The organism is Acinetobacter sp. YH12045 (genome assembly GCF_013419925.1).
GTDB lineage: Bacteria > Pseudomonadota > Gammaproteobacteria > Pseudomonadales > Moraxellaceae > Acinetobacter > Acinetobacter amyesii.
On sequence record NZ_VOZE01000001.1, the window covers coordinates 22,729 to 35,116 of the forward strand.

Genomic DNA, 12,388 nt, shown 5'->3' on the forward strand with positions numbered 1-12,388 from the left:
ACTACAAAGCAACGATAAAAATTACCTGTGTCTTTTGTAATAAATGCGTCAATGACTGTAAACACTAGATGAAAGTGCCTATTAAGGCACTGAAAAAACGATCAATGACCAAGTGTTTATATAGATCATCTTTAAGTTTTAAATTATTTCTATGCCATGAAAGCCAAGTTTTGAATTTTTTCTTTTGCTTCAAGTATTGAAAGCAAAATTTAAAACTGCAATGACCAATGAAACAAATTGATTGATGGGCTTATAAGGGGATGGATCTGATGCAAATTTGGAGGAAAAGAGAAGGTCTATTTATTGTGCTGCTCAAGATGAATGATCAATAAAGCCGTCAAAAGGTAAGATTTGCCTTAATTATGGCTTTACCTATCAGTTTGGCTGTTTTGGCTCTTAAGTTAAGCTGATGAAGCTTTAATCAACTGTATGTTTTTAAGGCTGAAACCATCAAAGTCGTATTGCGCAACATTTGAAAGCTAACTATTGTTATACTGTTTGCAAAATTTTTTTGAAGGGCGACATAACAATGATCAACGATGATCAAAACACTCCGACTTCTCTGGACTTAGCTCAAATTCGTGAAGATATCGACTCTGTTGATATGCAGATTCAACAACTTATCAATCGTCGTGCGAAACTAGCTGAAGCTGTGGCAAAAGCAAAATTTGCTGCAGAAGAGAATCCATTGTTTTATCGTCCTGAACGTGAAGCGCAAGTTTTACGTAAAGTTATGGATCGTAACGAAGGCCCATTGTCTGATGTGACAATGGCACGTTTATTCCGTGAGATCATGTCGGCTTGTTTAGCCCTTGAAGCACCGCAAAGTATTGCGTTCTTAGGTCCAGTTGGGACTTATACGCATTCGGCTGTTTTAAAACATTTCGGTCAAGACGCTGTTGTTCGCCCTCTTCCAACGATTGATGAAGTATTCCGCGAAGTAGAAGCAGGCAGTGCGCACTATGGTCTTGTGCCTGTAGAGAACTCATCTGAAGGTGTAGTGAACCATACCCTAGATTGCTTCAAATCTTCACATCTGAATGTTATTGGTGAAGTGGAGCTGCGTATTCATCATCAGTTCCTAGTGTCTGAAAACACACGTAAAGACAGCATTAAACAAATTTATGCTCATCAACAAACTTTGGCGCAATGCCGTGGTTGGTTAGATGCTCATTATCCAGGTGTAGAACGTGTTGCACTCAGTTCAAATGCAGAAGCTGCACGCCGTATTCGCAATGAATGGCACTCAGCAGCAATTGCTTCTGAAGTCGCTGCGAACATTTACAACCTTGAAATTTTGCATAGCAATATTGAAGACAATCCTGAAAATACTACTCGTTTCTTGGTGATTGGTCGTGAGAAAGTACCGCAATCGGGCAATGATAAAACTTCATTGTTGATTTCTGCGCATGACCGTGCAGGGGCGCTGCTTGAAATTCTTGCACCATTTGCAAAACACAATATCAGTTTGACCAGTATTGAAACACGTCCTGCCTTGCCTGAAAAATGGGCCTATGTCTTCTTTGTTGACCTTGAAGGCCATGTAGAACAAGACAATGTCAAAGCAGCGATTGAAGAAATTCGTCCATTGGTTAAAGAAATTCGTGTATTGGGTTCATATCCGATTGCTGTTCTTTAAGATCACAACTGTGATCAATTCCATCAGGAGTTGATCACCTTCATCATTTGAAAAAACTGGAAGTGTAAAATGACGTTTGTCCCAGCCAATGAAGGCATTGCAAAGCTAAAGCCTTACCAACCAGGTAAACCAATTAGTGAACTTGAGCGTGAGTTGGGTATTACAGATATCGTAAAACTCGCATCAAATGAAAACCCATTGGGTTGTTCTGACAAAGTGAAAGAAGCTGTTGCTGCTGAACTTGCAGAAATTGGTCGATATCCGGATGGTGGCGGTTTTATTTTGAAAGACCAAGTTGAAAAACAATTTGGTATTGCACATGACCGCATTACGTTAGGTAATGGTTCAAACGATCTTCTGGAAATTTTTGCTCGCGCATTCGTTTCTGAAAATGATTCAGTTGTTTATAGCCAACACGCATTTGCTGTGTATGGTCTGGTTACTCAAGCGATTAATGCTGAAGCGATTGAAGTGCCTGCAAAAGGTTTTTCACATGACCTAGATGCAATGGCTGCAGCAATCAAAGACAATACTAAATTGATTTTTATTGCGAACCCAAATAATCCAACAGGTACATGGTTTGAAGAAGCTGAATTTGAAGCGTTCATGCAAAAAGTACCTGCAAATGTGATCGTGGTTTTAGATGAAGCCTATGTGGAATATTTCCCAGAAAACTTCAACAGCTTGAAATTCTTAGATCAATACGCAAACTTAATCGTTAGCCGTACCATGTCAAAATGCTATGGCTTGGCTGCACTACGTGTTGGGTTTGCTTTGGCTTCAGTTGAAGTGACGGATTTCCTCAATCGTATTCGTCAACCATTCAACGTCAACCATTTAGCAATGGTTGCTGCAGTTGCTGCACTTAAAGATGAAGCGTTTATTGAAAAATCACGCGTAGTGAACAAAGCGGGTATGGCTCAACTTGAGTCAGGCTTTGATGCTTTAGGTTTAGCGTATGTGCCTTCACGTGCCAACTTCATTTTAGTAAATGTAAAAGCAGATCCTGCACAGACTTTCAATGCTTTATTAAAAGAAGGTGTGATTGTTCGTCCAGTTGGTATCCCTGAGCATTTACGTGTATCAATTGGGACTGAAGCTGAAAATGCTAAATTCTTAGCTGCATTGGCTAAAGTTTTGGGCTTAGAGGCTAAAGCTTAAGTCATGTCTGTACCACTATTTGAAAAAGTTGCTTTTATTGGGCTTGGGCTAATTGGCTCAAGCCTAGCTCGTGTCATGATTGCTGAAGGTTTAGCTAAGGAAATTGTGGCGTCTACGCGTTCACAAAAAACTTTAGAAGATGCAAAAGCTTTAGGGCTTATTCAGCAGGGTTATAGCGATCCTGCTGAAGCGGTCAAAGGTGCAGATCTCGTTGTCTTGGCTTTGCCTGTACGTGCGACACAAAAAGTCCTTGAAGCGATAAAGCCTTATCTATCCGAACAGACGATTATTACCGATGTTGGGAGTACCAAAGGCAATGTCGTTGATGCAGCGAAAGCAGTCTATGGTGAGCAATTACCTGCTGGTTTTGTACCGGGGCATCCGATTGCTGGGGCTGAACTAACAGGTGTGCATGCAGGTAAGGTAGATTTATTTGCTAATCACAAAGTGATTTTGACACCATTACCTAGCAGTGCAGATTGGGCTGTAGAGAAACTAATTCAATTGTGGCAAGCTGCCAAAGCGGAAGTAATTTGTATGGATGTGGAAAAACACGATGAAGTGTTGGCCCATACCAGTCATCTTCCGCATTTGATGGCATTTAACTTGGTTGAGCAACTTGCGAACCGAGAAGACAATTTAGATATTTTCCGTTATGCCGCTGGCGGTTTTCGTGATTTCTCACGCATTGCTGCAAGCGACCCACATATGTGGCATGACATCTTTTTTGCCAATAAAAAGGCAATTTTAAATGCGGTGGATGGCTTTGAAAAACAATTGGCTATTCTTCGCAAACTGATTGAAGATGAAAACTCACAAGCGTTGATGGGACTGTTGGGGCATGCACAAGCGGCACGCCAACATTTCAATCACATGCTCGCAAAGAAACCACTGATGGAGAAAAATAAAGTGACGACACAGCAATTCAAAATTTTACCGGGTCCAAAGCAATTCCAAGGTAAATTTACTGTGCCAGGTGATAAATCTGTGTCACATCGCTCTATCATGTTTGGTGCTATTGCAGAAGGCACAACGCATGTCACTGGTTTCCTTGAAGGTGAAGATGCCTTGGCAACTCTCCAAGCATTCCGCGATATGGGTGTGAGTATTGAAGGCCCTAAAAATGGCGAAGTTACCATTCATGGTGTAGGCATGCATGGTTTAAAAGCACCTGCAGGCGCTTTGTATATGGGGAACTCAGGCACTTCCATGCGCTTGCTTTCAGGCATGTTGTCGGCACAAAAGTTTGATTCGGTGATGACGGGTGATGCGTCATTATCAAAACGTCCAATGGAACGTATTGCAAAACCATTACGTGAAATGGGTGCGCAAATTCAAACCACAGGTGAGCGTGGTACGCCGCCCGTGTCTATTTCTGGATGTCAAAACCTTAAAGGTATTCACTACGACTTACCAATGGCATCTGCACAAGTAAAATCTGGTATTTTGTTGGCAGGTCTTTGGGCGGAAGGTGAGACGGTTGTCACTGAGCCAGAACCGACACGTGACCATTCAGAGCGTATGCTTCGTGCATTTGGTTATGACGTGAAAACAGAAGGCAACCGCATTTCACTTCAAGGTGGTGGCAAGTTAGTCGGTACGGATATCCAAGTACCCTCTGACATTTCATCTGCAGCATTCTTTATGGTGGGTGCAGCGATTACTGAAGGTTCAGATGTCACACTTGAAGCGGTCGGCATTAATCCAACACGTACAGGAGTGATCGAAATTTTAAAACAGATGGGTGCTGACCTGACTGTTGAAAATGAACGTATCGCTGGCGGTGAGCCGATTGCCGATATTCGTATTCGTGGTTCACGTACACTCAAAGGCATTCATATGCCAGAAGATCAAGTACCATTGGCGATTGATGAATTCCCAGCGTTATTTATTGCTGCTGCATGTGCAGAGGGTCAAACCATTTTGACTGGTGCAGCTGAACTTCGAGTGAAAGAGTCGGATCGTATTCAAGTGATGGCAGATGGCCTAAAAATTATGGGTATCGACTGCACGCCAACAGATGATGGCATCATCATTGAAGGTCAAGGCAAAGCGGGTGAGTGGGGTGCAATCTTCACAGGTGGTCAAATCGAATCACATCATGACCACCGTATTGCAATGAGCTTCTCAATGGCAGGTTTACGTACTTCGGGTGAAATTAATATCGTGGGTACAGAAACTGTTGCAACAAGTTTCCCAACATTTACAGAGCTAGCGACTCAAGCCGGTTTAACGATTGCGGTAAGTGAATAAATAATTCACTAAATTTGTATATTTATTCAACAACAGCCAAGCAAATGCTTGGCTGTTTGGTTTTAATTGCTTATGCTAAAACTATACAACAAGAATGTCTTTGGATAGATACATGAGAAAACTACAATTCACCGCCCATAGCGATTCAAATCGAGTTGAAAGCAGTACTGATACTCAAACTCAAGTGGCTGAGTTTTTAGCAAGTAAGCTTGAGAAATATGGCTTTCAAACATTATCGCAAAGTGGTGATCAGATTGCAGTCAGTGTCGATCAGCATGAATTGCCACTTTCAGTGACATGTCAGGGGCAGGATGAATCCGGTCGTCTAGTCTGTGAAATTACCTCTTATCCAGATGAAGACCAAGATTGGTTAGATCGTATTACCGAGCAAAGTCTATTGAACCAATTGGCTCAAGCGGTTGAAAACAGTTTAAAAGAAGAAGAGTCATATAGTGAGTTTCAATGGAAACAAATGACGAAATGATCTGAAAAATTGAATTAAAAATCATCTATAAAAAAGTAGCATAGTGCTGCTTTTTTATTTTTTAACGGAATGTATCGAACAACGTTATAGACATTCAATATTGATAGGATTAATAGTTCGATTGCTCTTTTTCACATAGTCACACATTTTTTCTGACTCTTGTTCATTGAGTCCCCAAAACACGATCACACCACGTTGATCAGTCAATTTGCTATCGCTTAAATAAATATAATGGGTGTCATGATAGTTTTTATCGAGCATATCTTTATATTTTTGATCGGTAAAAGATGAACAAGACGAAATATCTGCTTCTTTACATACCGAGTCACTCGAACAGCGTTGCTTAAAGGTTGAAATCATATTCATGGTGTCAGTGCTGTTGAGTTGGGCTTCACACACTTGGCTGTTGGGAAAGTCATAGACCATCTTTAAGCTAAAATCACGACCATCGACATTCATCTTGTATGATGCAGTCAAATAGGCTTTGGGACCATCGTTCACAGCAACCGTAGACGCTGGCAAATTTGTCGTTGTGGATGGGGTTGAATTAAAATAATAAACCAAAGCTGCAATGCCTAGACTTAAAATCACAGCAACAATAAATTTCATTTTTCCCTCTAAATTTTATGTTCATTTTTCTGGGTATTATTTCTGCAGTTGGTCATATAAACAAGTAAATAATTGGTTTTTCGATAAAAAAATATTGCGTAATAAAAATTAAACTAGCGACGAATTAGGTCATTACATGTTGAATAGATAATGATGGCCAATGCACTAAAAAGATGGATAAATCGAAGTGCTGTAGGTGAATTTATCTGAAATATTGGTGGGGAATAGAGCGGTCATTAGGCAAAAAAAAATGAGCCAGTTAAGCTGACTCATTTTTGGTATTTTTTATACTAAAAAGCGTGAAATCGCAATACGAAGCTGTTTGAGATAACCCGTAAAGAAGTGGTTTGCACCTGGCAAAACCGTGATTAAATGGCGCTGTGGTTTGGCCCACTGAATCAAGTCAGATAACAGTGTGACATTATCTTCTTCACCATGAATAAATAAAATATCACCCTTAATATGCGGTGTCACATAGTGACGTACACCTGCAACTGTTGTGGTTGGTAAGCCGCATAAAATAGTCTGTACAGGCTGTAATTCTACAGGCAAAAGGGCATAGCATTTAGTCATGACATTTGCACCGAAACTAAAACCGCCTGCATAAAATGGCAGGTTCGGATGTTGGTTGCGAGCAAATTCAATGACTTGCATAGTGTCTTTAGTTTCACCATTGCCTTCGTCATGTATTCCTGCACTTTGGCCAGAGCCGCGGAAACTTGGGCGATAGACAACATAGCCACGTTCTAAGAACATTTGCGCTAAAAGCACAGGTACTTTGTGCTGTGGTGTGCCACCTTGCAATGGGTGAGGGTGTGTAACTACCGCGAATCCTTTCACTTCACCCTGTGGATAATCAACAAAAATTTCAAGCTGACCAACAGGCCCTTGAATGAACAGTTGTTCTGACATAATGACTAAAATGTGAAAGCGGGAGAGTCGCATAGTTTACAGATTATGTTTATCAAAAACACAGATTGGATTTGAAAATACTCTACTGTTATAGTTTGTTTAATTAAAAATTAATCAGGATGTTTATGCTCGCTTTAATTTCTCCAGCAAAAACTTTAGATTACGAAACCGCTTTACCGACTGAAAAATTCACTCAACCACGGCTATTAGATTATTCTGAAGAATTAATCTCAGTCGCACGTAAATTGTCGGTAAGTGAAATTTCAAGCTTGATGAGTGTCAGTGAGAAAATTGCGACTTTAAATGTTGAGCGCTTCCGAGATTGGCAGCCTGATTTTGATTTTGCCAATGCACGCCAAGCAATCTTTGCCTTTAAAGGTGATGTATATACCGGTTTAGATGCTTATAAACTTACAAACTCAGACCTTGAATATGCACAAACCCATTTGCGTATGCTCTCGGGTCTCTATGGTTTATTGCGTCCGCTTGATTTAATGATGCCATATCGTTTAGAGATGGGGACCAAGTTACAAAACCCACGTGGACATAACCTATACGAGTTTTGGGACAATACCATCACCAATCTCATCAATGACGATTTGGAAAAAGCCGGCTCTGAACTTTTGGTCAACATTGCTTCAGATGAATACTATAAGTCGGTCAAAGAATCAAAAATCAAAGCCGAAATCATCAAGCCTGTTTTTCTCGATCAAAAGAACGGCAAATATAAAGTCATCAGCTTCTATGCCAAAAAAGCACGTGGCCTAATGGCGCGTTATTTGTTGGAAAATAAAATTGAACGTATTGAAGATATCAAGTCGTTTAATACCGATGGATATTATTTCGATGCTGAGAGTAGCTTAAAGGGCGAATTGGTCTTTAAGCGAGATGAGCAACAAGCCGCTTAAGTTCAAGATTGAAAATTTTGAATCTGTAAAAAATATGAATAGCCGCTGTTTTTAAGTCAGCGGCTTTTTTATCTTCTTCACTCGGGATGTAACGGTGGGCCTGTGAAATTGATGGTGCTTTAAATTTCGTATATGAAATGATCTACAATTTGAGGCTTTTTGAGGAAAAGGATTTAAAAAAACATTCAGCGATTATCTTGTCTATCAGTCTAAAATATATTACAAAGTTAACATTGATCGAACAAATAGCTTATTAAATGACTTAATAAGATATAGAATTGTGAAATACGTCACTTTTTTGTTTAAGTTTTTTGTTATTATAGCCAAATATTTAAACATGAATAAAATTTTGTTATGGAAAAAATACTGATACCAATTTTTATACTCAGCATTGTGTTCTTAGGGTTTAGTGTTTATAAAAATGCAGAGTTAAAGCGACAGCAAGAAATTAATCAGGTGTTCAATGATGATTTGAACGCATCACCTTATATGCGCTAAAAAAAATCAATCTTGCTGCTTTTGAATTGAGCTCAAGCATGATCTTGAAGAGTTCGTCTAAATATTGATATTTTATTTTTACATATAATAATTTGAAACTTTATAAAGAAAACAATGTCTTAAATTTACTAAATTGAAAAGCGATGAAAATGTGGAAACATTAAAAAATCAATGTGTTATAATTTGCCGAAATTAATTTGATCAGTATTTATTGATATTAAATACGAATTAAATGACATAAATAGAGGAGCTGCATAGGTTTATGCAGCTTTTTTGTTTGCAAATTTCAACATTTGTACCGTGTTGTATGCTGTTGAAAATAGGATTTTTTAAAGCCTGCAATCTGCCGAATTGGCATATTCGTTGCTTAGGCATACACAAAATTAATGATGAATACATGACATGATTAATTTTGTGGAATGCTTATATGCATAAAGTTTACTTCATAGGGGCTAGGTCATGACGACTCCTAATCCATCTTCCGAGAACATGCTTGAACGTCTGTTTAAACTGAGCGAAAACAAAACCAGTTTCAAAACAGAAGTCATTGCAGGTGTAACTACTTTCTTGACAATGTGTTACATCATTATTGTCAATCCAATGATTTTGTCCGAAACGGGTATGGATCATGGCGCTGTTTTTGTCGCAACCTGTCTAGCAGCAGCCATTGGCTGTTTGGTGATGGGTCTTGTTGCTAACTATCCAATTGCCTTAGCACCCGGTATGGGCTTAAACGCTTACTTTACCTATTCTGTATGTTTGGGTATGGGCGTGGAATGGCAAACTGCTTTAGCAGCTGTTTTTGTCTCTGGCCTTGTTTTTATCGCTATCAGCATGTTCAAAATCCGTGAAGCGATTGTCAATGCGATTCCAATGTCGCTTAAACTCGCGATCGGCGGCGGTATTGGTTTATTCCTTGCGCTGGTTTCTTTGAAAAATGCCGGCATTATTGTTGATAACCCTGCAACACTGGTTAGTCTGGGTGATTTAAAACAGCCGTCTGTCTTGTTAGCTTTACTTGGCTTCTTGATGGTTGTGGTTATGCATCACTTCAAAGTACGTGGTGCAATCATCATCAGTATTTTGGTGATTACTGCAATTTCAACCCTGCTGGGCTTCAACGAATTTAAAGGTGTTGTGGGTGCTATTCCTTCAATCGCTCCAACATTCATGCAAATGAACTTCGAAGGTCTATTCACCGCAAGTTTGATTGGCGTGATCTTTGTATTCTTCTTGGTCGATTTATTTGATTCTACAGGTACATTGGTCGGTGTATCACACCGTGCAGGTTTATTAAAAGACGGTAAATTACCACGTTTGAAGAAAGCATTATTTGCTGACTCATCTGCAATTGTTGCGGGTGCGGCATTGGGTACGTCATCAACTACGCCTTATATTGAATCATCAGCAGGTGTTGCTGCCGGTGGTCGTACAGGTTTAACTGCAGTTGTAGTTGCTGTATTGTTTATTTTGGCATTGTTCTTAGCACCACTTGCTCAGTCAGTACCAGGTTTTGCAACTGCGCCAGCATTGTTGTTTGTCGGTGTGTTGATGATTCAAGGTATCGTTCATATTGAGTGGGATGATATTACTGAAGCAGTCCCTGCATTCTTGACAATTGTATTTATGCCGTTTACGTATTCAATTGCAGACGGTATTGCAATGGGCTTCATTAGCTATGCATTGGTTAAATTGCTTACAGGTAAGGCGAAAACTGTACCATATATGGTCTGGATTATTGCTGCACTTTGGGCATTGAAATTTGCTGCATTTGGCGGTTAATACTGTCAAACAGCGAAAGGGTGTAAACTCAGTTTGCACCCTTTTTTATTTTTATGAGGATAAGAGATGGATCAACTTGAGCTGATTCGCGCTTTGCCAAAAGCAGAGCTACATGTGCATATTGAAGGGACATTTGAGCCTGAACTCATGTTTGCAATTGCCCAACGCAACAATATTGCAATCCCTTATCAATCAGTCGAAGAATTAAAAGAAGCGTATAATTTTCATAATTTACAGTCTTTTTTAGATATTTATTATGCAGGTGCAAATGTACTGATTCATGAGCCAGATTTTTATGATTTGGCATGGGCATACTTTGAAAAATGTGCAGAAGATCATGTGGTTCATACCGAAATGTTCTTCGACCCACAAACCCATACAGACCGTGGTGTTGCTTTTGAAACTGTTTTGAATGGCTTACAACGCGCTTGTGATGATGCTAAAACGAAACTGGGCATTAGCTCACATCTGATTATGTGCTTCTTGCGTCATTTATCTGAAGACGCAGCATTTGCAACATTAGAACAAGCTTTACCATATAAAGATCAAATTATTGGTGTCGGTTTAGATTCGAGTGAAGTGGGTCATCCACCATCAAAATTCGAACGTGTTTTTGCAAAAGCCCGTGAAGCAGGTTTTCTTATCGTTGCGCATGCAGGGGAAGAAGGTCCAGCAGAATACGTATGGGAAGCCTTGGATCTACTGAAAGTAAATCGTGTTGACCATGGTGTACGTTCAGAAGAAGATCCAGCCTTAATGCAGCGTTTAATTGCAGAGAAAATGCCATTAACCGTTTGCCCGCTGAGTAATTTAAAGCTCTGTGTGGTCAATGATATGGCTGAGCATAATATTCGCCGTCTATTGCAACAAGGTGTGCATGTAACTGTCAATTCAGATGATCCATCGTACTTTGGTGGCTATATGAATGATAACTTTATTGCGATCACCAAAGCGCTTGATTTAAGCAATGCAGAGTTAAAGCAACTGGCAATTAACTCTTTTGAAGCATCATTTATTTCAGATGCGGAAAAACAAACTTGGATTAAAAAGATTGAAGCGTTGAATTAATAATCAGCGTATAATCTCAGGCAGTGAATATTCACTGCCTTTTTTATGTTCAAATCATGCTTTTCTCTCATTCAAATCGCTCTATATTTGCCTCATCGATTACATTTTTAGCCGTAGTATTGATTTCATCGGCTGCTATTGCAGATAAATCAAGTTTAAGTCAGCGTATGCTAAAGCCCGTGATTGAATATCAATGCTCGCAAGAGTTAAATAGTTCTAAAATTTGGAAAGGTGCTGCGTTGTTTATGAGTGCTCAACAGAAAAAAGACAATCAAGCTGCGATTTGTCAGTGCGTGAGTGAGCATGCTATGGATGATATCGGTGCAAAAGATCTGATGACTGCTGCAGTGAATGAAACTGAAAAGAATAAACTGATATCTAAAGCGGTTTTGAATAGTATGCGCGGCTGTGCTCAGCAAGTGCTGAATTAAAAGATGATGCTCAAAATAAAAGCCACATGATGTGGCTTTTATTTTGTCTTTATTAGGGTTTTGGTTGTCGTGTCATGCTTTTGAGCACATGGTCTTTATCAATAAAATGATGTTTCAGTGCTGCCAAAATATGACCGACTAAGAGCAAGCCTGCTGCCCAAGAAATCCAAATATGTAGCGGTTTCACGATGGCAAGTAATTCAGGATTATCTTGGACCAAGCGTGGTATTTCAAACAAATACAGGATAGGGGCCGGGTGACCTGCGCTCCAACTAAATAAGCAACCTGTAATAGGTAAAGCCAGTAGTACAAAATAAAGTGCTAAATGACCCAAATGTGCCAAGGTTTTCATGCCGGAGGACATGTTGTCAGGTAAATCTGGAGCGGGGTGGGTATAGCGCCAAAAGATTCGTATCACCACCAGAAAAATAATCGTAGTAGCAATATTTTTATGGAGGGTAATGACTTGCCCTTTAAAGCTGCCATCGACGTCATAACTCAGAAAATTACCACTATAAAAGCCAATTAACCATGCCACGATGAATATGATCGCCATCAGCCAATGTAAGACCTGAGCTGTTCGAGTGTAGTATTGTGTGTTATTGCTCATGTTGATTATTTAAGCGTCCAATCTTATGCAGAT

11 protein-coding genes are annotated in these 12,388 nt (G+C 39.7%); 8 read left to right on the top strand and 3 right to left on the bottom strand.

Features of this window, described 5'->3' with window-relative positions; translation table 11 throughout:
- The first annotated feature begins 529 nt into the window (after positions 1–529).
- From pheA to FTU02_RS00125, 4 genes are all read left to right on the top strand, one after another.
- On the top strand, positions 530–1,639 hold the full coding sequence (gene pheA, locus FTU02_RS00110) for a prephenate dehydratase (RefSeq protein ID WP_180077541.1): 1,110 nt from the start codon (positions 530–532) through the stop codon (positions 1,637–1,639).
- 69 nt (positions 1,640–1,708) lie between these two features.
- Positions 1,709–2,800 carry a histidinol-phosphate transaminase gene (gene hisC, locus FTU02_RS00115; protein WP_180155129.1) on the top strand — a complete coding sequence of 364 codons (1,092 nt, stop codon included), beginning with the start codon at positions 1,709–1,711 and terminating at the stop codon, positions 2,798–2,800.
- Positions 2,801–2,803: 3 nt separating this feature from the next.
- Entirely contained in the window at positions 2,804–5,053 is a 2,250-nt protein-coding gene (locus FTU02_RS00120; RefSeq protein ID WP_180155131.1) for a bifunctional prephenate dehydrogenase/3-phosphoshikimate 1-carboxyvinyltransferase, read from the top strand.
- 112 nt (positions 5,054–5,165) lie between these two features.
- Positions 5,166–5,537 carry a hypothetical protein gene (locus FTU02_RS00125; protein WP_180009482.1) on the top strand — a complete coding sequence of 124 codons (372 nt, stop codon included), beginning with the start codon at positions 5,166–5,168 and terminating at the stop codon, positions 5,535–5,537.
- Between the two features lie 84 nt (positions 5,538–5,621).
- Here the strand turns inward: FTU02_RS00125 and FTU02_RS00130 are convergent, their stop codons facing one another.
- Both FTU02_RS00130 and FTU02_RS00135 read right to left on the bottom strand, forming a co-directional pair.
- Complete coding sequence (locus tag FTU02_RS00130) at positions 5,622–6,146, bottom strand: hypothetical protein (protein WP_180155134.1); 525 nt, start codon at positions 6,144–6,146, stop codon at positions 5,622–5,624.
- 285 nt (positions 6,147–6,431) lie between these two features.
- Complete coding sequence (locus tag FTU02_RS00135; protein WP_111885325.1) at positions 6,432–7,058, bottom strand: alpha/beta hydrolase; 627 nt, start codon at positions 7,056–7,058, stop codon at positions 6,432–6,434.
- A 125-nt stretch (positions 7,059–7,183) separates the two neighbouring features.
- Here FTU02_RS00135 and yaaA point away from each other — a divergent pair, with 125 nt between their 5' ends.
- The 4 genes from yaaA to FTU02_RS00155 all read left to right on the top strand — a co-directional run bounded on the left by yaaA (position 7,184) and on the right by FTU02_RS00155 (position 11,745).
- A complete protein-coding gene (yaaA, locus tag FTU02_RS00140; protein WP_180155136.1) occupies positions 7,184–7,966 on the top strand; it encodes a peroxide stress protein YaaA in 783 nt (260 codons plus the stop codon).
- 957 nt (positions 7,967–8,923) lie between these two features.
- The gene (locus FTU02_RS00145) at positions 8,924–10,246 is read left to right on the top strand and encodes an NCS2 family permease (protein WP_111885323.1); all 1,323 of its coding nucleotides are present in this window, start codon (positions 8,924–8,926) and stop codon (positions 10,244–10,246) included.
- A gap of 66 nt (positions 10,247–10,312) precedes the next feature.
- Positions 10,313–11,314: an adenosine deaminase gene (locus FTU02_RS00150; protein ID WP_180155138.1), complete on the top strand. Its 1,002-nt coding sequence runs from the start codon at positions 10,313–10,315 to the stop codon at positions 11,312–11,314.
- Positions 11,315–11,370: 56 nt separating this feature from the next.
- Positions 11,371–11,745, top strand: coding sequence for a hypothetical protein (locus tag FTU02_RS00155; RefSeq protein WP_078194399.1), 375 nt, complete (start codon positions 11,371–11,373; stop codon positions 11,743–11,745).
- A gap of 52 nt (positions 11,746–11,797) precedes the next feature.
- On the opposite strand, the gene FTU02_RS00160 is transcribed toward FTU02_RS00155, so the two are convergent.
- Entirely contained in the window at positions 11,798–12,355 is a 558-nt protein-coding gene (locus FTU02_RS00160; protein ID WP_180155140.1) for a cytochrome b, read from the bottom strand.
- Positions 12,356–12,388 lie beyond the last annotated feature (33 nt).

Bases quoted from the DNA above. Each gene is read 5' to 3' on its own strand.
- pheA (WP_180077541.1), top strand. From the start codon at position 530: ATGATCAACGATGATCAAAACACTCCGACTTCTCTGGACTTAGCTCAA.
- hisC (WP_180155129.1), top strand. From the start codon at position 1,709: ATGACGTTTGTCCCAGCCAATGAAGGCATTGCAAAGCTAAAGCCTTAC.
- FTU02_RS00120 (WP_180155131.1), top strand. From the start codon at position 2,804: ATGTCTGTACCACTATTTGAAAAAGTTGCTTTTATTGGGCTTGGGCTA.
- FTU02_RS00125 (WP_180009482.1), top strand. From the start codon at position 5,166: ATGAGAAAACTACAATTCACCGCCCATAGCGATTCAAATCGAGTTGAA.
- FTU02_RS00130 (WP_180155134.1), bottom strand. From the start codon at position 6,146: ATGAAATTTATTGTTGCTGTGATTTTAAGTCTAGGCATTGCAGCTTTG.
- FTU02_RS00135 (WP_111885325.1), bottom strand. From the start codon at position 7,058: ATGTCAGAACAACTGTTCATTCAAGGGCCTGTTGGTCAGCTTGAAATT.
- yaaA (WP_180155136.1), top strand. From the start codon at position 7,184: ATGCTCGCTTTAATTTCTCCAGCAAAAACTTTAGATTACGAAACCGCT.
- FTU02_RS00145 (WP_111885323.1), top strand. From the start codon at position 8,924: ATGACGACTCCTAATCCATCTTCCGAGAACATGCTTGAACGTCTGTTT.
- FTU02_RS00150 (WP_180155138.1), top strand. From the start codon at position 10,313: ATGGATCAACTTGAGCTGATTCGCGCTTTGCCAAAAGCAGAGCTACAT.
- FTU02_RS00155 (WP_078194399.1), top strand. From the start codon at position 11,371: ATGCTTTTCTCTCATTCAAATCGCTCTATATTTGCCTCATCGATTACA.
- FTU02_RS00160 (WP_180155140.1), bottom strand. From the start codon at position 12,355: ATGAGCAATAACACACAATACTACACTCGAACAGCTCAGGTCTTACAT.